This is a genomic window from Brevundimonas sp. AC546 (assembly GCF_979258305.1).
In genome coordinates, this window is record NZ_OZ409849.1 from 672956 (window position 1) to 696083 (window position 23128).

General features: G+C 66.6%; 20 protein-coding genes. 7 read left to right on the forward strand and 13 right to left on the reverse strand.

Going from position 1 to position 23128, the window contains the following annotated elements:
• Positions 1 to 115: 115 nt before the first annotated feature.
• Positions 116 to 1669, forward strand: coding sequence for an AMP-binding protein (locus tag ACZZZD_RS03435; protein ID WP_463432670.1), 1554 nt, complete (start codon positions 116 to 118; stop codon positions 1667 to 1669).
• On the opposite strand, the gene ygiD is transcribed toward ACZZZD_RS03435, so the two are convergent.
• The 4 genes from ygiD to ACZZZD_RS03455 form a co-directional block, all read right to left on the reverse strand.
• Positions 1670 to 2428, reverse strand: coding sequence for a 4,5-DOPA-extradiol-dioxygenase (gene ygiD, locus ACZZZD_RS03440; protein ID WP_463432672.1), 759 nt, complete (start codon positions 2426 to 2428; stop codon positions 1670 to 1672). It abuts the gene before it with no gap.
• A gap of 4 nt (positions 2429 to 2432) precedes the next feature.
• On the reverse strand, positions 2433 to 3035 hold the full coding sequence (gene wrbA, locus ACZZZD_RS03445; protein ID WP_463432674.1) for an NAD(P)H:quinone oxidoreductase: 603 nt from the start codon (positions 3033 to 3035) through the stop codon (positions 2433 to 2435).
• 95 nt (positions 3036 to 3130) lie between these two features.
• Positions 3131 to 3589 carry a hypothetical protein gene (locus ACZZZD_RS03450; RefSeq protein WP_463432676.1) on the reverse strand — a complete coding sequence of 153 codons (459 nt, stop codon included), beginning with the start codon at positions 3587 to 3589 and terminating at the stop codon, positions 3131 to 3133.
• Positions 3565 to 4422 carry a D-alanyl-D-alanine carboxypeptidase family protein gene (locus ACZZZD_RS03455; RefSeq protein ID WP_463432678.1) on the reverse strand — a complete coding sequence of 286 codons (858 nt, stop codon included), beginning with the start codon at positions 4420 to 4422 and terminating at the stop codon, positions 3565 to 3567. The genes ACZZZD_RS03450 and ACZZZD_RS03455 overlap by 25 nt, the downstream gene beginning before the upstream one ends.
• A 105-nt stretch (positions 4423 to 4527) precedes the next feature.
• Between ACZZZD_RS03455 and ACZZZD_RS03460 the strand changes: the two genes are divergently transcribed.
• From ACZZZD_RS03460 to ACZZZD_RS03470, 3 genes are read left to right on the forward strand one after another with little or no spacing between them, the layout of a single operon-like run.
• Positions 4528 to 5889, forward strand: coding sequence for an MFS transporter (locus ACZZZD_RS03460; protein WP_463432680.1), 1362 nt, complete (start codon positions 4528 to 4530; stop codon positions 5887 to 5889).
• Positions 5886 to 6680 carry a nucleoside triphosphate pyrophosphohydrolase gene (gene mazG / locus ACZZZD_RS03465; protein WP_463432682.1) on the forward strand — a complete coding sequence of 265 codons (795 nt, stop codon included), beginning with the start codon at positions 5886 to 5888 and terminating at the stop codon, positions 6678 to 6680. Before ACZZZD_RS03460 ends, mazG begins: the two co-directional genes overlap by 4 nt.
• Positions 6681 to 6687: 7 nt before the next feature.
• The gene (locus tag ACZZZD_RS03470) at positions 6688 to 7344 is read left to right on the forward strand and encodes an HAD family hydrolase (RefSeq protein ID WP_463432684.1); all 657 of its coding nucleotides are present in this window, start codon (positions 6688 to 6690) and stop codon (positions 7342 to 7344) included.
• Between the two features lie 3 nt (positions 7345 to 7347).
• Here the strand turns inward: ACZZZD_RS03470 and ACZZZD_RS03475 are convergent, their stop codons facing one another.
• The 7 genes from ACZZZD_RS03475 to dusB all read right to left on the reverse strand — a co-directional run bounded on the left by ACZZZD_RS03475 (position 7348) and on the right by dusB (position 16421).
• Positions 7348 to 8985, reverse strand: a complete 1638-nt coding sequence (locus tag ACZZZD_RS03475) for a Na+/H+ antiporter (RefSeq protein ID WP_463432686.1) — start codon at positions 8983 to 8985, stop codon at positions 7348 to 7350.
• 6 nt (positions 8986 to 8991) lie between these two features.
• The gene (gene hflX / locus ACZZZD_RS03480) at positions 8992 to 10302 is read right to left on the reverse strand and encodes a GTPase HflX (RefSeq protein ID WP_463432688.1); all 1311 of its coding nucleotides are present in this window, start codon (positions 10300 to 10302) and stop codon (positions 8992 to 8994) included.
• A 171-nt stretch (positions 10303 to 10473) separates the two neighbouring features.
• Positions 10474 to 10719 carry an RNA chaperone Hfq gene (gene hfq, locus ACZZZD_RS03485; RefSeq protein WP_003164861.1) on the reverse strand — a complete coding sequence of 82 codons (246 nt, stop codon included), beginning with the start codon at positions 10717 to 10719 and terminating at the stop codon, positions 10474 to 10476.
• A gap of 103 nt (positions 10720 to 10822) precedes the next feature.
• Positions 10823 to 11683 carry a D-amino-acid transaminase gene (locus ACZZZD_RS03490; RefSeq protein ID WP_463432690.1) on the reverse strand — a complete coding sequence of 287 codons (861 nt, stop codon included), beginning with the start codon at positions 11681 to 11683 and terminating at the stop codon, positions 10823 to 10825.
• The gene (gene ntrX, locus ACZZZD_RS03495) at positions 11683 to 13089 is read right to left on the reverse strand and encodes a nitrogen assimilation response regulator NtrX (RefSeq protein ID WP_463432692.1); all 1407 of its coding nucleotides are present in this window, start codon (positions 13087 to 13089) and stop codon (positions 11683 to 11685) included. Before ntrX ends, ACZZZD_RS03490 begins: the two co-directional genes overlap by 1 nt.
• 9 nt (positions 13090 to 13098) lie before the next feature.
• Positions 13099 to 15369, reverse strand: coding sequence for a sensor histidine kinase NtrY-like (locus ACZZZD_RS03500; protein ID WP_463432694.1), 2271 nt, complete (start codon positions 15367 to 15369; stop codon positions 13099 to 13101).
• Positions 15366 to 16421 carry a tRNA dihydrouridine synthase DusB gene (gene dusB / locus ACZZZD_RS03505; protein WP_463432696.1) on the reverse strand — a complete coding sequence of 352 codons (1056 nt, stop codon included), beginning with the start codon at positions 16419 to 16421 and terminating at the stop codon, positions 15366 to 15368. The genes ACZZZD_RS03500 and dusB overlap by 4 nt, the downstream gene beginning before the upstream one ends.
• Before the next feature lie 95 nt (positions 16422 to 16516).
• On the opposite strand from dusB, the gene ACZZZD_RS03510 reads away from it, so the two are divergent.
• Positions 16517 to 17656: a bifunctional 2-C-methyl-D-erythritol 4-phosphate cytidylyltransferase/2-C-methyl-D-erythritol 2,4-cyclodiphosphate synthase gene (locus tag ACZZZD_RS03510; RefSeq protein WP_463432698.1), complete on the forward strand. Its 1140-nt coding sequence runs from the start codon at positions 16517 to 16519 to the stop codon at positions 17654 to 17656.
• Here ACZZZD_RS03510 and ACZZZD_RS03515 read toward each other — a convergent pair.
• A complete protein-coding gene (locus ACZZZD_RS03515) occupies positions 17653 to 19941 on the reverse strand; it encodes a spermidine synthase (protein WP_463432700.1) in 2289 nt (762 codons plus the stop codon). The genes ACZZZD_RS03510 and ACZZZD_RS03515 overlap by 4 nt on opposite strands.
• 40 nt (positions 19942 to 19981) lie before the next feature.
• Between ACZZZD_RS03515 and ACZZZD_RS03520 the strand changes: the two genes are divergently transcribed.
• Positions 19982 to 20719 (forward strand): nicotinamide-nucleotide amidohydrolase family protein, encoded by a 738-nt coding sequence (locus ACZZZD_RS03520; protein WP_463432702.1) that lies wholly within the window; start codon positions 19982 to 19984, stop codon positions 20717 to 20719.
• Here the strand turns inward: ACZZZD_RS03520 and ACZZZD_RS03525 are convergent.
• Entirely contained in the window at positions 20676 to 21521 is an 846-nt protein-coding gene (locus ACZZZD_RS03525) for a YihY/virulence factor BrkB family protein (protein ID WP_463436068.1), read from the reverse strand. The genes ACZZZD_RS03520 and ACZZZD_RS03525 overlap by 44 nt on opposite strands.
• Positions 21522 to 21819: 298 nt before the next feature.
• Between ACZZZD_RS03525 and ACZZZD_RS03530 the strand changes: the two genes are divergently transcribed.
• A complete protein-coding gene (locus ACZZZD_RS03530; protein ID WP_463432704.1) occupies positions 21820 to 23127 on the forward strand; it encodes a diguanylate cyclase domain-containing protein in 1308 nt (435 codons plus the stop codon).
• The last annotated feature ends 1 nt before the right edge of the window (position 23128 follow it).

A 23128-nucleotide genomic window follows, 5' to 3' on the forward strand; every position in this document is an offset into this window, starting at 1 on the left:
ATCGGCCTTCGGAACTCACGCGACGTTACGCATCTTTTCAAGATGACGCGGCGTCATTAATGACAGACGCCCGAACAACAGAGAGGGCCGTCCGCGCCCTCCGTAGGAGACGCGCTTGCGCCAGGCCCTGGATTCCTCGTTTTACGACTCGTCCCTGATCGACGCCCTGATCGATGCGCGGACGCGGTTCGGCGACAAGGAAATCTTGGAGGACCAGGATCGCCATCCGCTCAGCTACACCGGCCTGATCCGCGCCGCCTTCGTGCTGGGTCGCAAGATCGCCCACATGACTGATCTGGGCGAGCGGGTCGCCATCCTGCTGCCGTCGTCGATGGGCGTGGTCGTCACTTTCTTCGGGCTGCACGCCCACGGCCGCGTGCCGGTGATGCTGAACTTCACCGCCGGCGAGGCCAATCTGAAGGCCGCGATCAAGGCCTCGGGCGTCAAGAAGGTGCTGACCGCCCGGCGCTTCATCGAACAGGCCAAGCTGGACGACCTGATCGCGGACCTGAAGACGGTGGCCGAGATCGTGTGGCTGGACGACGTTCGCAAGACCATCGGCCTGGCTGACAAGCTGTACGGCCTCGCCGCCGGCGCCGCGCCCAAGCGGTTTCGCGTCAAGACCGACCCGGACGCGCCGGGCGTGGTCCTGTTCACCTCCGGCAGTTTCGGCACGCCCAAGGGCGTGGTGCTGAGCCAGAAGAATCTTGTCGCCAACGCCCGCCAGGTGGCGGCCCATATCGACCTGCTGCCGGAATGGGTGATGTTCAATCCCCTGCCGACCTTCCACTGTTTCGGCCTGACCGGCGGGGTCATCCTGCCCCTGCTCCAAGGCCTGAAAGCCTTCCAGTATCCGTCCCCTCTGCACGCCAAACAGATCACCGACCTGCTGCCCAAGGTGAACGCCTCGATCCTGTTCGCGACCGACACTTTCCTGAACCAGTATGGCCGCGTGGCCGAGGCGGACGATTTCGCCACCCTGAAGTTCGTGGTCGCGGGCGCTGAACGGGTGCGCGACGAAACCCGCGCCCTGTTCGACGAAAAGTTCGGCGGCGTCGAACTGCTGGAAGGTTATGGCGCGACCGAGGCCTCGCCCGTCATCGCCGTCAACCACCCTGACCGCAACGCGCCCGGCACCGTGGGTCAGGTCCTGCCCGGCATCGACTGGAAGCTTGAGCCGGTCGAGGGCATCGACGCGGGCGGCCGTCTGATGCTGCGCGGGCCTAACGTCATGAGCGGCTATGTCACCTCGGCCGAGCCATTGGCCTGGGATCCCATCGGCGACGACTGGCTGGACACCGGCGACATCGTCGATGTGGATGACGACGGCTATGTCACCATCCGCGGCCGCGCCAAACGCTTCGCCAAGATCGGCGGCGAGATGGTGTCCCTGACCGCTGTGGAAGGCATCGCCGGCGCCGTCTGGCCGGACCAGCGCCACGCCGTCGTGTCGATCCCCGACAGCCGCAAGGGCGAGAAGCTGGTCCTGGTCACCGACCACGCCGAGGCCGAGGTCGCCCCCTTGGCCGAATGGGCCCGCACCAACGGCGCGCCCGAACTGATCGTGCCCAAGAAGATCGTCAAGGTCGCCGAAGTGCCGGTCCTGGGTACTGGCAAGACCGACTACGTCTCGATCCAGAAGATGGTCGAGGCCGAAAAAGCGGCTTGATCAACCGATTCGCACGCCAGTCATCGAGATCGAGCCGCCGTCGATGCGGTCGTTGAAGAAGCTGACCGCCTCGCCCGGCTTCTGCTGGGCGGCGATATAGAGGACCGGCAGATAGTGTTCGTCGGTCGGCACGCTCATCTGGGCGTCCTCCGCCAAGTCCACCCAGTCGATCAGGGCGTCATGGTCGCCCTTTTCGAACGCAGTCTTCACGGCCTCGTTGAACCCGGTCGCCCAGGCGTAGGGTTCGGCGCCGTCCTCGCGCTTCCAGGCCCGCAGATTGTGGACGAAGTCGCCCGAGCCGGCGATGACGATCCCTTCGTCCCGCAGCGGCTTCAGCGCCTTGGCTAGTTCGTAATGCTGGCGCGCCGTCAGCTCGCGGTTCAGCGACAGCTGCACCACCGGCACGTCGGCCTCGGGCCAGACGTGAACCAGCACCGACCAGGTCCCGTGATCCAGCCCCCACTGTTGGGTCTTGACCGCCCCTGTCAGTTCCGCCACCCGCGCCGCCAGTTTGGGCGACCCGGGCGCGGGATATTGCATCTCGTGAAGTTCACGCGGGAAGTTCCCGAAATCATGGATAGTTTCGGGTCTTTCCTGTGCGGTGACGCCCAGCCCGCGCGTCTCCCAGTGGGCGGAGATCATCACCACCCCCTTAGGCTTGCCGATGGCCTCGCCCAGCGCGCGCCAGGCCGCCCCGTAGGGACCGTCAAGCGCGTTCATGGGCGAACCGTGACCAAAGAAGACGGCGGGCTGGCGCATCAGATCACCCGTGCAGCTTTTTCGCCAGTTCGGCGATGTGTTTGCCTTGGAATCTGGCGCCGCCCAGTTCGATCTCGCTGGGCTGACGCGAACCGTCGCCGCCGGTGATGGTCGTCGCGCCATAGGGCGAACCGCCCTCGACCGAGTCCAGCGTCATCATGGCCTGATACGAATAGGGCAGGCCCACGACCGGCATGCCGTGGTGCATGAAGAAGTTGTGCAAGCCCTGGAAGGTGGTTTCCTGGCCGCCGTGCTGGGTCGCGGTGGCGGTGAAGGCGCCGCCGATCTTGCCGATCAGGGTGCCACTGAACCACAGGCCGCCGGCCTGGTCCAGGAAGGCCCGCATCTGCGACGCGGCCGAGCCAAAGCGGGTGCCTGCGCCGATGATGACGGCGTCATAGTCCTTCAGGTCGTCGATCTTGGCGATCGGCGCCTTCTGGTCCAGCTTGTAGTGCGAGGCCTTGGCCAGGTCTTCCGGCACGGTTTCCGGCACGCGCTTGATGTCCACCACCGCGCCCTCGACCTCGCGCGCGCCCTCGGCGACGGCTTCGGCCATGGTTTCGATATGGCCATAGGTCGAGTGATAGAGGACGAGGATCTTGGGCATGGGGAGGCTCCGTTGAATGACCGGCCGCTATTCGCAACAACGACCGTTGCTAACTTGGCGTGCCCAGCCGCCTTCCGCAAGCCTCTGCCTGCACTTCACGCCTCGAACGGACAAACCGCGTCATAGAATGCGTGATCTCCCGGCGTCGGGCCGCCACGCCGGCAATGAAAGCGATGCTCCATCACCATCGCCTGCTGTTCGATGTTCAGCGCCTCCCACCGGCACGTCGGCCCAACGCGATAGGCATAGGAGGCGGCGCTGTCGCCGGCCTTCAGCTTGGCGAACAGCAGATTGACGCCCTGCTGAGCCTGCCAGACGTGCGTCAATTCGTGCACCAGCACGCCCTGTATCCGGGCCGACGCCGCCCCAAAATCCTCGACCAGTTCATGATAGGGCCAAACGATCCAGTCGCGCCCGAACCAGCGCCCGGCCACGAAGGCGCGCCGGAACGGCCAGCCGATCAGCCGCACAGTCTCAAGCTGCAAGGCCGCCCCGAACGCCTCGCGTCCCAGGGCCGTCTCACCCTCGGTCAGGGCGCGAATGAAGGATCCCACGGCCCTACATACTCCCAATGCCAGGGTTCATAGACGTAAGGCGTAAACCCGAACCGCCCGGCGTTCGCCACCAGCCAACGATAGGTCGCTGTCCGCGCCATATGTTCGCGGCTGGCCGGCGAGGTGGAATCGACGCCCTGCCCCGGCGCCTGGCCGACATAAAAGTCGATGGCCGTTCCGGTCCGGTGCGGCGAACAGACGGCGCGGCGCAGACCATCGCAATTTCCCTGCTGGGCGCATCGCGCCGCATCCGCCTCCGGGTCGCGGAAGCCCGAGAATATCTGCAGCAATTCGGGGTCGGCCGCGACCTCTGGGACCTCAGCGCGCGCGGCGGCGACCAGCCGGCGATAGGCGTCCAGAACGTCGCGGCGCAGCAACCGCGTCAGACGGTCGGCGTGCTCCTCCTCGGCGACCAGATAGCCCAGCTGGTTGATCGGCGGCGGCTCGGGACAGGCCCCGCCGACCCGCGCCATCACGAATGGCCGCCGCTCCTGCCACAGCCCTCGAAATACCTGAAATGTCGCGGCGTCAAACAGGCCGCTGGGCGCCAGGCCATAGGTCTGCTGGAACCCCGCCAGTTGCGACGCGAAGATCGGCGTGCCGGGGCCGCACGAGGTATGCAGTTCCTGCTGGATCAGGGGCATATAGGCCTGCCACCCCCACTCCGCCGCGCCGAACGGCGCCCACTCCATCCCATAGGCCGAGGCCGCATTCGCCAGTCCCTGCGCCTGCCAACCGTCGGCATTGGTGTGGCAGGGGCCGGCCGCACGCGCGCCGCCGGCGAAGACCAACGCAAAGCAAAGGGACAGGAACGCTAGAAGGCTTCGCCACATGACGCACAGGAAGCCTCAAGCCGGTCGATCTCACAAGTGCATGCTTCGCCAATCGCTGGCATGGTGACGCGCGGCCGACTCGCGCCGCGCCTTTCGGACCGACGCATGTCCACCGCCGCGCCGACCGCGCCCCGCCGCTCCAATGCGGTGCTCGCCGCCTTTTCCGGCCCGTGCCTGCCGCTGGCTGCCTTCGGCGTCGCCCTGCCCGTCACCCTGCCCGAGTTCTACGCCACCCATGTGGGGCTGGAGCTGGGCGTCGTCGCCGCCGTCTTCATGGCCGTGCGCCTGATCGACATCGTCTTCGACCCCTTCATCGGCTGGGGCATGGACAAGACCAGGACGCGCCTAGGTCGCTATCGCCCGTGGATGGCGCTGTCGACCCCGATCCTGATGCTGTCGGCCTTCATGATGTTCGTGGTGGTGCAGCCGGGCGCCGGTCCCGCCTATCTGTTCGGCTGGCTGCTGGTTCTCTATCTCGGCTTCTCGATCGGCACCCTGGGCCAGCTTGGCTGGGCCGCCGTCCTCGCGCCCCAGTATGATCAACGCAGCCGTGTCTATGGCTGGTGGCAGGTGTTCAACATCATCGGCGTGATCCTGATCCTGGTCCTGCCGACAGTGGTGGTCCAGACGGGCATCGGGACCTATGCCGACGGTGTGCGGATCATGGGCTGGGCCATTCTGATCGCCCTGCCCCTGACCATCGGCCTGGCCATGGTCGCCGTGCCCGAACCGGTCAATGCGGGCGACCAGCCCCACGGCGGCGCCGGCGCCTATCTGGCCCTGTTGAAGATGCCAACGGTCAGGAAGCTGCTGATCGCAGACCTGCTGCTGGGCGTCGCGCCGGGCATTACCGGCTCGCTGCTGTTTTTCTTCTTCGGCCAGATCAAGGGCTACGACCACAGCCAGGCCGGGCTATTCATGCTGTTCTATTTCGTCGCCGGGCTATGCGGCGCGCCCATCTGGGCCTGGCTGGCCACGCGGATCGGCAAGGACAAGGCCCTGGCTGTCGCCAGTTTGATCTTCGCCGGCCTGTATATCGCCGCAACCCTGGTTCCTGGCGGCAACTTCGCCCTGACGGCGGCGGCCATGTTCATCGCCGGCCTGCCCTATGCCGCCGGCCTGTTCCTGCTGCGCGCCATGATGGCGGACGCAGGCGACGAGGTGCGTCTGGAGACCGGCGTGGACCGCACCGGCCTGATGTTCTCCATCCTGTCGGCGACGACCAAGATCGGCCATGTCGTGGCCCTGATCCCCTACCTGATTTTGCAATGGGTGGGCTTCAAGGCGATCCCGGAGGCGGGCGGAAACAGCGACTTCTCCCTGCTGACGCTCCAGATTTTGTTCATCCTGGTCCCCGGCCTGCTGCTGGCCGCCGCCGCCTGGGTGCTGAAAGGCTACCCCCTGACGCCGAAACGCCACGATGAAATCCGTCTCGCCCTCGAAGCCCGCGACGGAGCCCGCATTTGAGACCCATCGACCGTCTGCTCGGCGTCATGGAGCGGCTGCGAGACCCTGACAGCGGCTGCCCTTGGGACGTGGAGCAGACCTTCGCCACCATCGCCCCCTACACGATCGAGGAGGCCTATGAGGTCGCCGACGCCATCGAGCGCAACGACCTGACGGAGCTGAAAGGCGAGCTGGGCGACCTGCTGTTCCAGGTCGTCTTCCACTCCCGCATGGCCGAGGAACGGGGGCTGTTCGCTTTCGACGACGTGGTCACGGCCATTTCCGACAAGCTGGAACGTCGCCACCCCCACGTCTTCGGGGATGAAGCGCAGCGATCGTCCAAGGAACAGACCGTCGCCTGGGAAGCCATCAAGGCCGCCGAGCGCAAGGACCGCAAGAAGCCCGGCGTGCTCGACGATGTCCCCGTCGGCCTGCCCGCCCTGACCCGCGCCGCCAAGCTGACCAAGCGCGCCGGCCGCGTCGGTTTCGACTGGCCCTCGACCGACGAGGTGTTCGACAAGCTGGCGGAGGAGGTCGAGGAGCTGCGCGTCGAGATCGCCGCCGGCGACAGGGCCAAGGCGCGAGAGGAGCTGGGCGACCTGCTGTTCGTCGTCGCCAACCTGGCCCGCAAGCTGGACGTCGAACCCGAGGACGCGCTGCGCGCCACCAACGCCAAGTTCGTGCGCCGCTTCGGCTTCATCGAGGCGAAATTGGCCAGGGACGGCCGCACACCCGACCAGTCCACGCTGGAAGAGATGGACCGCCTCTGGGACGCCGCAAAGGTCGCCGAGAAGGCCGCTCCCGCGAACTGAGCCGCCCATGACCTACGACCTGATCATCTTCGACTACGACGGCGTCGTCGCCGACAGCGAGGTGCTGAACAGCACTGTCATGGCCGAACAACTGACCGCCATCGGTCTGCCCACCAGCCTGGACGACGTCCTGGCCGCCTACACCGGCAAGCGCTGGCGCGACAACCGGCCGGCGGTCGAGGCCGCCCTGGGCCGTGCCTGCCCCGACGACTTTCACACCACCTGGTTCGCGACGTGCCGCGAACGCGCGCCGCTTCAACTTCAACCCGTGCCCGGCGTTATCGACTTCGTCGCCTCGCGGTCTGAGGCCCGCTGCATCGCCTCGTCCAGCGGCCCCGACTGGATCGGCGTCGGCCTGGACCTGTTTGGTCTGACCGATCATTTCGAGAAAGCCGTCTTCACCGGCCTGGTGGTTGAGCGCGGCAAGCCCCATCCCGACATCTTCCTGCACGCCGCCCAGACGATGGGATTCGATCCGGCCCGCGCTCTTGTGATCGAAGACAGCGAGGCGGGCGTCACCGCAGGCGTTTCGGCGGGCATGACCGTCATCGGCCTGACCGCAGGCGGGCACATCCGCGACGGCCACGCCGAGCGCCTGCTCTCCCGCGGTGCCCACCACATCGCCGACAGCTACGCGGCGGTCGCGGCCTTCATGGACCGCTGACGCCTACAGGTACCGCAGCTCCTGCAGATCCACTTCTCGGATCATCTTCTTCGCCGTCACCTCGTCGAGTTGCCTGACGCGCGCCAGACGAACCAGTTCGTCCCGCTCGGCCGCCAGTCCAGCCAGCCACAGCCGCCGCTCGACATGATCCACCTTGCGAGACATGGCCGCATCGTCCTCGTCCGTGCGCGTGTGGGTCTCGATCCGCTGGCGATAGGTCTCCATGATCCGGCTGGCGATATCGGAATAGAGGTCGGGGTTCGGCTTGCCCTCGGCCATGGCGTGCGACACGTCCTCGATGGCGCGCAGGGCGGCCGAGGCGGCGGCCACACGACCGCGATCCTCCTCGCGTTCGTGCGAGGGTTCAGGCGGCAACTCCACACCTTTCAACAGGCGTGGCAGGGCGAAGGTGGCGACCAGCAGCGACACGATGATCACCCCCGCCGCCAGGAAGATCGCCAGGCTGCGCGACGGCATCGGCGATCCATCCGCCAGGACGAACGGCAAGGTCAGAATACCGGCCAGGGTGATCGCCCCACGCACGCCCGCCAACGACATCACCATCGTCAGGCGCAAGCCGACCTTGGCCGGCGGCCCGCGATGGCGACGACGAAACAGCGTCAGCTTCAGCGACGTCCAGACCCAGATGAACCGCAACGCCGCCAGGGCCGCCACGATGCCGAAGACATAGACCGCCAGCCACCACACTTCCGGCCGGCTGGTGCCCGCGACGACCTCGGCCGCGCGTGACATGATCGACGGCATCTGTTCGCCCAGGATCACGAAAATGATGCCGTTGGCGACGAACTGCACCGTGTCCCAGACGACACTGCGCCGGATCCGCGTCATCGCCATCGATTGCCCGCCGATGACGCCGCGTTCGGTGAAACTCATCGTCACGCCCGCAGCGACCGCGGCCAGTATACCCGACGCGTGTAGCTCCTCCGCCACCAGATAGGCTGCGAACGGGATCAGCAGGCTTACCAGGATCTGCGCGCCCACATCCTCGCCCCACCGCCGACTGACGAAGCTCTTGGAATAGCTGATCGCCATGGTGACCAGGACGCCGACCGCCACCCCGACGAGGGCCAACCAGGCGAAAGTGCCGATGGCGCTGCCAATAGAGAAGGCACCGGTCGTCGCCGCAATCACGGCGATCCGCATACAGGTCAGGCCGGTCGCGTCGTTCAGCAGCGACTCGCCTTCCAGGATATGCATCAGCCGCTTGGGTATCGGCGCGCGCGACGCGATGGCCTGAACCGCGATCGGATCCGTCGGCGACAGGATGGCGGCCAGAGCAAAGGCCACCGGCAACGGCATCTCGGGGATCATCCACCAGATCATGAAGCCCAGCCCAATGACGGTGAACAGCACCAGTCCCAAGGCCAGTTCCAGGATCACGGCCCGGTCGCGGAACAGGTCTTCCTTGGGAATGCGCCATCCATCGAGAAACAGTAGCGGCGGCAGGAACAGCAGGAAGAAGATGTCCGGCTCGAGATCGACCGTGGATCCGGTGATCAGCACGATCGCCGCCCCCAGCGCGATCTGCACCAACGGGAGGGCAATACGCGTGATCCGCGCGATCGAACCCGACACCACCACGGCCAAAAGCAGAAGCAGGACGGTTTCGATCAGATGCATGGGAACTCAGTCGGCCAAATCAGGATACAGGCGTTCGAACCGCCCGAGCGCCGCAGGATGCAGCCGGACCGTGACGTGAGTACGGCCAAGGTCGTCCGTCTCACGCAAGGTGATCCGACCATGCTCGTACAGCCAGGCCAGCGCCTCGCCCTGTTCCGGCGCAAGCGTCAGCCGCGTCTCGGGATCATCGTCGATCAGGCCGGCGATGATCTGGCGCAGGGGTTCTATCCCCTCGCCTGTCCAGGCCGAAACAGCGACCGCTTCGCCTTCCTTGGCCAGCCGTTCGGCCTGCCCGAGAATCGCCTCACGCGCCTCGTCATCCAGCAGGTCGATCTTGTTCCAGATCTCTAGCACCCGACGGGTCTTGCCTTCAGGCGTCTCGATCTGTTTCAGCACCGCCTCGACATCCTTGGCCTGGGCGTCGCTGTCGGGCGAGGCGATGTCACGGACGTGCAGGATCAGGTCGGCCTCGCCCACTTCTTCCAGCGTGGCGCGGAAACTCTCGACCAGTTCGTGCGGCAGGTCGGAGATGAAGCCGACGGTGTCCGCAACGATGGCCGGCCGACCCTGCGGCAGGCGAATGGTGCGCTGGGTCGTGTCGAGGGTGGCGAACAGCAGATCCTTGGCGAAGACCTCGGACCCCGTCAGCCGATTAAACAGCGTCGACTTGCCGGCGTTGGTATAGCCGACCAGGGCGATGGTCGGGAACGGGACCTTCTGGCGCTGCTTGCGGTGCAGGCCACGCGTTCGGCGCACGTCCTCCAACTCTGACTTCAGCCGCACGATCCGATCGGCGATCAGACGTCTGTCCAACTCGATCTGGGTTTCGCCAGGACCACCGGTCGAGCCGGTGCCGCCCCGCTGGCGTTCCAGGTGCGTCCAGGTCCGCACCAGGCGCGACCGCTCATAGTCGAGCCGCGCCAGCTCGACCTGCAACCGGCCCTCCTTGGTGCGCGCGCGGCGACCGAAGATTTCCAGGATCAGGCCGGTGCGGTCGATGACCTTCACCTCCCATTCCTTCTCCAGATTGCGTTGTTGCACCGGCGTCAGGGCGTCGTCGATGATGACAGCCTCTGCGTCTGCGGCGCGAACCAGGGCGGCCAGTTCCTCGACCTTGCCGCTTCCGAACAGGGTGGCAGGCGTGGTCCCACGCAGCCGCACGATTTCTTCGGCGCGCACGTCCAGGTCCAGCGCGCGGGCGAGGCCCACGGCTTCCTCAAGGCGCTCGCTCGCAAGCCGAGGGCTGTCCGAGCGTCGGTCGGGATGGATGACGACCGCCCGGATCAGCGGGACGGCGTGGTCGATAAGCTTGCTCAAATGGTCTCTACTTTTGGGACCACCTGCGCCGTCACCCTCGGGCTTGACCCGAGGGTCGGAGGTTCCGCCGTCGGTGCGGTGGTCGTTGTTTCTACGCCCTATATAGGCGCTCGACAGTCTTTCCGCACCACACCCCGCCCTCGGGACAAGCCCGAGGGTTGACGCGATGCGTCAATCTTCTTCGGCGTCGGGCTCGTACAACTGCACGGGCGCGGACGGCATGATGGTGGAGATGGCGTGCTTGTACACCAGCTGGGACTGGCCATCGCGGCGCAGCAACACACAGAAGTTGTCGAACCAGGTCACGATGCCCTGCAACTTGACCCCATTGACCAGGAAGATGGTCAGCGGCGTCTTGGTCTTGCGGACCGAGTTGAGGAAGGTGTCCTGAAGGTTCTGACGTTTGTCTTGCGACATGGCAGGTTTTTCCTGTTCTTCGTTGTTCGTCGCCGGGGAAGCGGCGCGCGGCCGATGCGGCCAGCCGCGACCTTAACCGCCGCCTCCATGCTCGGGCAACGCCCTAAATGGCCTCTCTGCGCGTCTGTTCAAGATAGATCTCGCGCAACCGGATCGCGATTGGCCCGGGCCTGCCATCGCCGATCTTCACCCCATCTAGCGAAACCAGCGGCATGACGAAGGAACTGGCGGCGGTGACGAACACCTCGCGCGCTCTCTTGGCCTCCTCAACCGAGAACGGGCGCTCGTCCAGATCGATGTCCTCGGCCTGGACCAGTTTCAGGATCGCCTCGCGCGTGACGCCCCGCAGGATGTTGGCCTGGGTATCGCGCGTTCGCAGCCTGCCGTCCTCATCTACGATCCAGGCGTTGGTGGACGATCCCTCGGTGATCAGACCCATCTCGTCGTACATCAGGCACTCATAGGCTCCGTGTTCGCGCGCCGCCTGTTTGGCCAGCACGTTCGGCAACAACCCCACCGTCTTGATGTCGCAACGGCCCCAGCGGATGTCGGGTCGGGTCACGCCGGCCGCTCCCTTGGCCGCCATCGCTTCGCCCTTGGCTAGGTCGAGCCTTTTGGCCGTCACGATGACGCTGGGCGCGATGTCCGCCGGAAAGGCGTGATCGCGCGACGCCGTCCCGCGCGTGACCTGCAGATAGACCAGGCCGTCGCGCACCCGGTTGCGCCGGATCGTCTCGCGCAGAACCACGCCCAAAGACGCCGCGCTCATCGGGATTTCGATCTTCAGTTCGTTCAGGCTGCGATGCAGGCGGGTCATATGCCCATCGAAATCGGCCAGCCTGCCGTCGAACACCGACCAGACCTCATAGACGCCGTCCGCGAACTGAAAGCCCCGGTCCTCGATATGGACCGCAGCCTCGCCATGCGCGCTGTAGGCGCCGTTCACATAGGCGACGCGAGACATCAGCCTGGCTCTTCCTCTTCGCCGCCGCGAGCGGGCGAAACGCCCAGCGACTTGAGCTTTCTATGCAAGGCCGACCGCTCCATGCCGATGAAGGCGGCCGTACGCGAAATATTGCCGCCAAACCGCATGATCTGGGCGGCCAGATACTCCCGCTCGAACACCTCGCGCGCCTCTCTCAGAGGAAGCGCAATGGTGCGTTCGCCGCCCAGCGACGACGGCCCGCCGCTGGTGGTGGCCACCTCCTGAGGCAACATGTCGGCGGTGATCGTCTCGCCCGGATCGCCGGTCGCCAGGATCAGCAGCCGTTCGATATTATTACGCAGCTGACGGATATTGCCCGGCCACGGGTGCACTTGCAGCACCGCCACCGCATCGTCGCCGATGATCCGCTTTGGCAGGCCTTGCGAGACGCTGATGGTCTCGACGAAATACTCGACCAGTTCGGTGATGTCCTCGCGCCTTTCCGACAGGGCGGGCACACGGATCGGAACCACGTTCAGACGGTGGAACAGGTCTTCGCGGAAACGGCCCTCCGCAATCTCGGACTTCAGATCACGCGAGGTCGAGGTCACAACGCGGACATCGACCTGCACGTCCTGTTCCCCGCCCACACGCCGGAACCGTTGATCGACCAGGACCCGCAGGATGCGGCTCTGGCTCTCGCGCGGCATGTCGCTGATTTCGTCCAGATACAGGGTGCCGTTGTGGGCGCGTTCGAACACGCCGATCTTGCGCGGACGGCCGTCCTGACCCTCTTCGCCAAACAGTTCGACGTCCAGCCGTTCCGGCGTCATTCCGGCGGCCGAGATGGCGACGAATTCGGCGCGCGCGCGCGGGCTGCCCTCGTGAATCTGGCGCGCGACCAATTCCTTGCCGGACCCAGCCGGACCGGAAATCAGGACCCGGCTGTTGGCCTGGGCCACCTTGGCGATGGTGCTGCGCAGCGCCTGCGCCGCCTGCGACCGGCCGATCAGACCCGACGGCGTCATGGTCTGAACGCGCAGCCTGCGGTTCTCGCGCCTCAGGGTCGCCGCCTCGATGGCCCTCTCGACCACGACCACCAGCCGGTCCGACTTGAACGGCTTTTCGATGAAGTCATAGGCCCCGCGTTTCAGCGCTGTCACCGCCGTCTCGATATTGCCGTGGCCAGAGATCATCACCACCGGCAGGTCGGGATCCAGTTCCTTGACCACTTCCAGCAGTTCCAGCCCGTCCAGACCGCCGCCCTGCATCCAGATGTCCAGAATCGCCAGCGACGGCTTCCTGGCCCGGATCGCGGCCAAGGCCTCGTCGGAGTTGGCGGCGACGCGCACGGCGTGCCCCTCGTCCTCCAGAAGGCCGGACACCAGGTCGCGGATGTCGGCCTCGTCATCGACGACGAGAATGTCGGAACCGGTTGGTCGCATCTTGCCTCGCTATTCGGCGGCTAAGGTCTGGAGCTTGCGCTCCGCGCCGTCGCCGCTTTTGCCGTGGGGTTTCAGGGGGAAGATCATGCATACGCGCGCGCCACGAAGCGTCAGGGCGTCCGCGAGCTTCAGCTCGCCGCCATGGTCCTCGCAAATGCGCTTGACGATGGCCAGGCCCAGGCCCGTGCCCTTCTCGCGCGTGGTGACATAGGGTTCGGTCAGGCGGTCGCGGTCACGCGCCGGCAAGCCGACGCCGTCGTCCTCGACCACAAAGGTGGCGACGCCGTCCTCGACCGTTAGGGAAGCGATCACGCCCGCGTTGTCCGACGCCGCCGCCTCTCCGGCCGTCAGACGACGGGCCGCTACGGATTCTCCGGCGTTCTTCAGGATGTTGATCAGCGCCTGCCCCACCATGCGGCCGTCGGCGTGCAAGGTCGCCTTGGGCAGAGGTTCGGTGATGTCCACAACGATATCCGGCGCCGCCACCCGCTGGGCGAACACCGCCTCGCGCAACATTTCGGCCGGGTCTTCGGGGGCGAAGCGTGGCGCCGGCATCCGCGCGAAGGAAGAGAACTCGTCCACCATCCGGCCGATGTCCCCGACCTGTCGAATGATGGTGTCGGTGCAGCGATCGAAGATCTCGACGTCCTCGCCGATCCGCGATCGATACTTGCGCTTCAGCCGTTCGGCCGACAGCTGGATCGGCGTCAGCGGGTTCTTGATCTCGTGGGCGATACGGCGGGCCACATCGCGCCAGGCCGCATTCCTCTGCGCCGTCACCAGACGGGTAATGTCGTCGAAGGTCAGCACCATCTCGCCGCCCAGCCCGCCCTCGATCCGGACGCGCAGACGGCGCGTATCCCCGCCGCGACTGACGTCGATGTCTTCCTCGATATGAGCCTCGGCGCGGCGCACCAGATCGCTGAGTTCGGGCGAAAGGGCCGCCAGTTCGTGCCCCAGCACCTCGGCGTCTTCGATGTGCAGCAACTGCAGGGCGCTTTCGTTGATGGCGGAAACCCGCCCGCGCTTGTCCAGGCCGATGACACCCGCGCTGACGCCGGACAGGACGGTCTCGATGAACCGGCTCCGGTCGTGGGCCTCGTCGCTGGCCGCCTTCAGCGCCGCCTGCTGCGCCTGAAGATCGCCGGTCATGCGGTTGAAGGCGTCCGACAGGGTGGCGATTTCGGCCGGGGCGCCATCGCTGTCCACCCGCGCGGTAAAGTCGCCGCCGGCGACCTGCCCCGCCGCCTTAACCAGCCGCCCGATAGGGGCCGAAATACTGCTCGCGGCCGACATCCCCAGCCACACTGCACCGACCAGCACCAGAAGCGCCGTCTCCAGATAGCTTAGGATGAAGGCCGACTGGATCCGCGCCCGGCTCTCTTGGGCTTCACGATAACTCTCGATCGACTGCACCGCCGAACGCATCTGAGCCACCAGACCCGGAGCCAGGGGACGCACCACGTAAAGGTAGGCGTCTCCATATCCCGGCAGAGGGTAGAGGGCGCGAACAGTATCAGGGTGTTCAGTGACCTTGACGGGGGCTTCCTGTCCTTCCGCGGCGATCTCCAACGCCGAAAGAGGCGGAGCGATATAGGGCGGAGCGCCGGGTAGTTCGCCGGTCGCCAACACCTCACCCTTGCTATTCAGGATGTAAACCGCCGGATAACCAAAAAATTCAGCGATTTGAGTCAGTGCGCCTGTGAACTGAATACGATTATCGAACACTTGGCGAGCGCCACCCAACTCACTGCTCATAGTGCGAAGATCGCGCGTCATGTCAGAACTGACATCCGCGATATAGGCTTTCCCGATTGACGCGCCGTTATCGACGGAAGCGCTCACATTCGCGCTGAACCACTGGTCCACGCCACGGTTGACCAGCACCCCGAACACCAGCGCAATCAGCACCGACGGGATCAGCGCCACCATCGAGAACAGGGCGACGAACCGCAGGTGCAGGCGCGAGCCCGCCTCCTCCTTGCTGCGCGCGAGGGTCAGGACACGCCGCCCGACGATGAATGCCAGGCCGGAAATCAGGATCAGATTGCCGACCAGAACGAACAGCGCGATCTGGCTGCTTGATCCGCGCGCGGCGCCCGATGTGGCGCCGGGCGCAACCGCCACCAGCCAGATGGCCGCCGCCGTGATCGCCACTGCCAGGAAATACGCCAGGCCGAACCCGGTTCGCGCCCGCTCTGTATCGACCCACCCCCAGAACGACGCGTCGTCCGACGCGAGGTCGGGCGGAGAGGTCGTCGCTGAAGGCGTATCCGTCATGCCACAGCAGTCTCCAACACCTGTGGCGCATTTTCAACAGCGGACTTGCAGTTTTGCGGCAAATCCGGCCGCCATACGTCGTGCATGGCCGCCTCGACGGCCCGCGGCTCGTCCAGTCGGCAAATTCTTGCCTTGGCCTCACGTCGGTGTTGCGGATCGGCCGGCCACGGCGCCTGTTCGATATACCAGCCCAGATGCTTGCGGAACATCTTCAATCCCAGCGGCAGGCCATAGAATTCGACCGACGCCCGCAGGTGCTCGATCACGATGCCCAGCCGCTCGTCCGGCCCCGGTTCGTCCAGCGCTATGCCATCGATCAACGCCCGCTCCAGATGCGCCGCCAACCACGGCCGGCCATAGACGCCGCGCCCCAGCATCAAACCGTCGGCGCCGGATCGCGCCAGCGCCTCGCGCGCCTCGTCGGCCGTGATGATGTCGCCGTTGACGATGACGGGAATGCCCACCGCCGCCTTCACCGCCCCAACCGCCTCCCAATCCGCCCGGCCGGTATAGAACTGCTTGCGCGTGCGGCCATGGACCGTCACCGCCTTGACGCCGATCCCCTCGGCGCGTTGGGCCAGTTCGGCGGCGTTCCGGCTGTCGTCATCCCAGCCCAGCCGCATCTTGACCGTCACGGGCCGATTGGTCGCCTTCACCGCCGCCTCCATGATCCGGCAGGCCAGATCGGGCGTCCGCATCAGGGCCGAACCGGCGGCCGAGCCCGTGACCTCTTTGGCCGGACAGCCGAAGTTCAGATCCACGATGTCCGCCCCGGCCTTTTCGGCCATGCGTGCACCCTCGCCCATCTGTTCGGGATCGCGCCCGACCAGCTGGATCACCGTCAGCGGAAGACCCGCCCCGACGGCCGCACGCCGCACCACGTCGGGCCGCGCCCGCGCCAATTCCTTGGCCGCCACCATCTCGGTCGCGACATAGGCGGCGCCCAGCCGCGAGGCGAGCACGCGGAACGGCAGGTCCGTGATCCCGGTCATCGGCGCCATCAGCACCTGACCGTGCACGGTCACGTCGCCGATCTGTAAGGTCTTGGCCATATGCGCCTTTCGCAGCATCCCAGGCCCCTTCGTCAAGCATGACCGCGGCCGATTGATGGTTTCGTCCCGTCGCGGTGCATTCTAGTAAGGCCGCCATGACATTCTCGGGCATCATCGTCGCGGCCGGTTCCGGTTCGCGCGCCGGCGGCGACAAACAGTGGCGGACCCTGGGCGGCAAGCCCGTCCTGCGCTGGTCGGCCGAGGCCATGCTGAACGCCGGCGCCGACGAACTGATCGTCGTGGTCGCCCCCGACGCCCTGGAGCGCGTGGCGGACCTGCTGTCCGACCTGCCCCGCTGGCGCGCCGTCGCCGGCGGAGACGTCCGCGGTGATTCGGTTCGCGCCGGCCTCGCGGCCCTGACCTGCGCCCCAGATCAGCCTGTGCTGATCCATGACGCCGCCCGCCCCGTGCTGGACCGCGCCGTCATCGACAGCCTGTTGTCCGCTCTCGAAACCGCCGACGGCGCCCTGCCCGTCTTGCCCGTCGCGGACAGCCTGCGCCGAGGCGAAGCCCAGGTGATGACGGATGTGGTCGAACGCGACGGCCTGTGGCGCGCCCAGACGCCCCAGGCCTTCCGCCGTCGCGTGATTGAGGCCGCCTACGCCGCCTGGATAGACCCTAATGCCCCGGCCGACGAAGCCGTCGTCGTCCAACGCAACGGAGGCACGGTCGCCCTGGTCCAGGGCGATCCGCGCCTGATGAAACTGACCTATCCCGAGGATTTCGCCATGGCCGAGGCCCTTCTGCCCCGTCAGACCCGCATCGGCTCCGGCTACGACGTCCATCGCTGGGGACCGGGCGGTTCTGTCTGGCTGTGCGGGATCGAGGTGCCGCACGATCAGACCCTGATCGGCCATTCCGATGCGGACGCGGGTCTCCACGCCCTGACCGACGCCATCCTGGGCGCCATCGCGGCGGGCGACATCGGCGATCACTTCCCCCCGACCGATGCGAAATGGAAGGGCGCGTCGTCGGATCAGTTCCTGATCCACGCCGCCGAACTGGTCGCCGCTCGCGGCGGACGCATCGTCAACGTCGATGTCACCCTGATTTGCGAACGTCCAAAGGTGAAGCCGCATCGCCAGGCCATGCGCGACCGCATCGCCGTCCTGCTGGGCCTTCCGCTCGACGCCGTCAGCGTCAAGGCCACCACGACCGAAGGCCTGGGCTTCACCGGGCGCGGCGAGGGCCTGGCCGCTCAGGCGGTCGCTACCGTCGAACTGCCGGCGACCTAACGCGCCGCCATCTCCATCTGTCGGACCAACGATCCGAACAGATTGACGTAATCATCTGTCCACGGACGAACGGTCGTCGGCGACAGCTTGCTCCACCGCCCATCCTCGCTGAAGCCTTCCAGCGAGGCATGGCTCTTGCCGATCAGCAGGGCCTCGGTCGAGGCCTCGGCCATCTGCCCCAGGCCCGACTGTTCGATATAGACCTGATGCAGGTGCGGAGCCTTCAGCGCCTGGGCCGCCGCCTCGGCCGGCAGGGTGATCTCCAGGTTCCGGTTCGACAGGTGCAGCACCACGACCCCATCCGGCGCCAGCAGCCGCAGATAGCCCCGGATCGCCTCGACCGTCAGCAGGTGCGTCGGCACGGCGTCGGACGAGAAGGCGTCGATGACAAGCAGGTCGTAGGACCCGGCTGGCTCCCGATCCATGGTCAGGCGCGCATCTCCCATCACGGTCCGCACCGGACCGTCCGCGCACCCGTTGATGAAGCTGAACCATTTGGGGTCGCGCGACAGCCGGTCCACCATCGGATCGATCTCGAAGAAGGTCAGTTGGTCCTGCGCCCGCTTGTAGGCCGCCATAGCCCCCGATCCCTGGCCCACCACCCCGACCCGCGCCCCATCCAGACGCCGCGCCTGCATCTGCAGCATCGCCTGCCCCAGCGGTGTCGACGTGGCGTAATAGAGAGTGGGCTGACACAGGTTCTGCGCCGCTTGCGCCTGCGCCCCATGCAGGGTCGTGCCGTGCATCAGCACATGGACCGGCCCGCCCATCAGCGGATCGTCGATCTTGGCCACCCGCATCACGCCAAAGAAGCTGCGCTCCGACAGCGCCCAGTCATAGCCGCGTGCGAGGTGGTAACCGGACCAGACGATGGCGGCCAGAACCACGGTGAACAGCACCGCCCGATCCCGCACCAGAAAGGCGAACAGCGTCGCGATCCCCAACACGCCTTGCGCGATCCGCACCAGCTGCGCATCCGGGATCGCCGCGCGCACGTCGGGCGCATAGCGAACCGCCTCCATCGACACGGGCCCCAGGAAGGCGATGACCACGCCCGCGACGCAGCAGATGATTTCCCACGGGCGGATCTCGCGCCGGCTCCAGGGCCGCAGCAGCCCCGCCGCGACCAGAACCAGCGGATACTCCCACACCATGTTGAACACGGCTGGCGCGATCAGGCCGTTGAAGACCCCGCCGACGACCCCGCCCAGCGACAGCAGCAGATAGAATTCCGTCAGCCGATCCGGCGCCGGCCGCCTCGCCGCCAGCCGTTGGTGACACATCAGGGCCGTGAAGAAGAAGGCCGCCAGATTGACCGTGAACACCAGCAGCCACTCGCCAGTGCGGAACGCGATCAGGGCCGCGCATGCCGCTCCCGCCGCTGCCTGCAGCGCCAGCCCCAGCACCGGCGGAATGGCCGGTCGCGTCTGGAAGGCGATGACGAAGGTCAGCAGATACAGCGCCAGCGGTATGACCCAGAGGAAGGGCGCCGAGGCCACATCAGTGGTCAGATGCGCCGTCACCCCCAGCATCAGGCTGGACGGCGCGGCGGCCAGAAGGACCAGCATCCCCTTCTCGCGCCAGGCGATGGGTGGGCTGATCGTCAGCGGCGCCGGATCAGCTGTTCCGACCTCGCGCCGTCGCCAGACTTGAACGCCCAGCCCCACGACCATCAGCACGAACAGGCCGTAGCCGAGGCTCCAGCCGATCCGCTGGTCCGACAGACTGGCCAGCGGCTCGATCAGCACCGGATAGGCCAGCAGCGCCAGGAAACTGCCCAGGTTGGACGCGGCATAGAGGACATAGGGGTTCTTGCCGTCGGCATGGCCCGCCCGCACTCGCGCATACCAGGCCTGCAACAGCGGCGCGGTCGCGGACAGCACCGCAAACGGCGCCCCGACTGACAGCGCCAGGGTCGCCAACAGCCACAGCGCCGGTCGCGCCGGATCGGGATCGCCCAGCAGGCCGCTGATCTGCAACGGCAGGAACAGGGCCGCCAGGATCAACAGCCCAAGATGCACCCCCACCTGCACCCGCATCGTCGGGATGCGTTGCAAAAGGTGGGCATAGGCGTATCCGGCCAGAAGCGCGGTCTGGAAGAAGACCATCGAGGCATTCCACACCGACGGCGACCCGCCCAGCGTCGGCAACACCAGCTTCGTCACCATAGGCTGCACGACGAAGACCAGACAGGCCGAAGTGAATATGGCGACGGCGAACAGGATCGGCTGGGTGCGATCCCATATCTTGGCGGCGGGGCGCAGCGGGTCGACAGCCTCGGTCATGGCTCTGGTTAGAGCGGGGTTCGCGGCTTATGAAAAGACCATGTTTGCCCAAGACATCCAGCGCCAGGCGCAACAGATCGTCGCAACCGCGACCGAACGCGGCCTGATGCTGGCCACGGCCGAAAGCTGCACTGGCGGCCTGGTCGCGGTGGCGCTGACGGCAGTTCCAGGCTCCTCGTCGGCGCTCGACCGGGGCTTCGTCACCTACAGCAACGACGCCAAGATGCAGATGCTGGACGTGCCCGCGGCGACCTTGGCCGCCCACGGCGCCGTGTCGGAAGCCACCGCCCGCGCCATGGCCCTCGGCGCCGTCTCCCGATCGCGCGCCGCCGTCTCGGTCTCGGTCACCGGCGTCGCCGGCCCCGGCGGCGGGTCGGACGACAAGCCGGTCGGCCTGGTGCATTTCGCGGCCTGTGGTCCCGCCGGCCTGATCCATCGCGAAGAGCGATTCGGCGACATCGGCCGCGACGCCGTCCGCTTGGCCAGCGTCCGCGTCGCTCTGGAAATGCTGGCGGACCGGCTGGCGTGGAACGACCCGGTCGTCATCGACGCCAGGGGCCACCGCTGCCCCACGCCCAGCCTCAAGCTGATGAAGGCGATGGACGGCGCCGTGCCCGGCTCGCGCTTTGTCCTGCTCGCCACCGACCCGATGGCGCGAATCGACGTGCCCTTCCTGATATCTCAAAAGAACGGCAGCATGATCAGCGTCGAAGAGGCTGACGGCCTGCTGCGCCTTACGGTCGAGACCGGCGGCTCGCCCGACGCTCCGACAGATTGACCACGCTGGCCGGCTCCTGCTCGGCCACTGCACGCGCCTTGGCCGCCAGCTCCATCTCGGTCGCGAAGGCCCCACCGTAGAAGATGGCGTTCACGTTCCACGACAGCCAGATCAGCAACACGACCACGGCGCCGACCGACCCATAGGTGGCCCCCAACGGCGCGATCTGCTCGACATAGATGGCGCAGAGCCACGACGACACGACCGACATCAGCGTCGCCACCAGACCACCCGCCGTCGCCGGCAGCCAGGCCACTGGCGTCCGGTGGCTCATGGCGTAGCGATAGAGCAGCGTCAGCCCGATCACGAGGCCGATGGCGGGCAGGAAGGCGTCCAGCGGCGCAATCCCGCTGCGCATCGGCGATCCCGCGGCCGCCGACGCATGAGCCAGGATCCGCACCGTCACGACCGCGCCGGACACCACGGTGAACAGCGCAAAGGCGAAGATGGCGACGAAGAAGGCCAGCAGGTTGAACTTGAAGAACCCATGCGGCTCGGTCTCGTCATGAATCAGGTTCAGTCCCGCCAACAAGGCCTTGAATCCCCTGTGCGCCGCATAGGCGCCGACGAACAAGGCGAATGCGCTCTGAGCCGAGACCGTCCGCGCCGAGGCGTTGCTCAGCCGCGTGATCTCACCCTGAAAGATATTCTGTGCGGCCTTGGGCAGCAGGTCCGACAGCGCCGCCGCCTGGGCGCTGACCTCGCTGATCGACAGACCCAGCTTGTAGAAGCCGATCAGGATGGCGATGGCCGGAAACACCGCCAGCAGGGCGAAGAACGACACCCCGCCCGTATAGAGCATGACGTCGCGTCCCCAACTGCGGGTAAAGGCCCGCACGGCCAGTCCGCCCCAGAACCGGGGCGCCGTCACGACCGATCGTGTCAGCTGTTCACTCAAGCCGGTCCCCACAACCGTTGCAACAAGCGGCGGAACCTAGCGGATTCCGTTCGCCGGGGAAGTCTCATCCGCGTGAGGACGGACTTTCTCGTGGATGCCTTCTTCCAGTTCGCCATGACATTGCATCCTTAATACCCTCGTCGCTATGGTCCGCCCGCCTCCGACCGGCTATGGGCGCGGCGACTTACGGAGACGACGGGTTTTGGCTTTCGACGCGCGTGTATTGATCCTGGCGGCTGACGATGGCCGGATCGGGCCGCTCGCTGCGGGGCTGGATGCGTTGGGCTGGCGCACGGTGACGGCGCGCGACGTGGTCTCGGCCGAACTGACGCTTCAGGATTTCCCGCTGGAAGCCGCCGTCATCGACATCGACACCTTCGGTCTGGATGTTGCGATGCGCCTGCGCGCCGCCGCCGAGCCGCGCCGCCTGCCGATCATGGTCATCGGCGCCAAGCCCGATTCGATCGAGGGCGCGGACCTGACCATGTCGACCCCGCCCCATCCGGCCCAGGCCGCCCTGCGGCTGGAGCAACTGGGTCGCGCCGCCATTGCTGAGGAAGAATTCCACCTGCGGGTGACCACCTTCGCAACGCGAGACGTAAAGCTGGACGCCCGTTCCGATGACGATGGCCCGCTGCGGGTGCTCGCCGCCGGTGTGGCGGATCGGCGTTTCCTGGCTTTGTCCAACGCCCTGACCGCTTCGGGCGTCGAGGTCGTCGCCGCCCCCACGCCCTACACCGCCTTCGACTATCTGCACGAAAGCCCGTTTGACGCGGCCGTGCTGTGGGGCGCCGAGGATCATGCGCCTGCCCTGTCCATCGCGGCGGGCATGAAGCGCAACACTCGCCTCTATCACATCCCGCTGATGCTCTATCTGCGCGGCAAGAACGAGATCAGTCTTAGCGAGCTGTTCAACCGCGGCTTCGCCGACGTGGCCTCGGCCGATACGCCGGAGGACGAGACCGCCGAGCGCATCCTGGCCCTGGCCGGCGCCCACCGCACCCACTTGGGTATCCGCAAGACGCTGGATTCGGTCCGCAGCCTGGAGCTGATGGATCCCGCGACGGGCCTGTTCACCCCCGAACTGTTCGCCAGCCACCTGGGCCGCGTCGCCGAGGCGTCGCGCGCGCGCAAACGTCCGCTGTCCGTCTGTGTGCTGCGCGTTCGCGAAACCGAATCCGTCACCTGGGCGCGTCAGGGCGGCTGGCTGGACCGCGCCATGCCTCAGATCGGGGCCATGGTCTCGCGTCTGGTTCGGGTCGAAGACACGCCTGCCCGCCTGGCCAAGGAAGTCTTCGCCCTGGCCCTTCCGGCGACCCACGCCGAGCCGGCGCGCCTGGCCGCCGAACGGATCGCCGCCGTCATCGGCTGCACCGCCTTCGACGCCGGCCCTGACCGCTCGCCCTTCGTCGCAGAATTCGATGTCGGCGCCGCCGAGATGCAACCGAACGAAAGCGCCGCCGCCCTGCTGGAACGCGCCTCCGCCGACCTGTTCGAAAAGACGCGCTGAG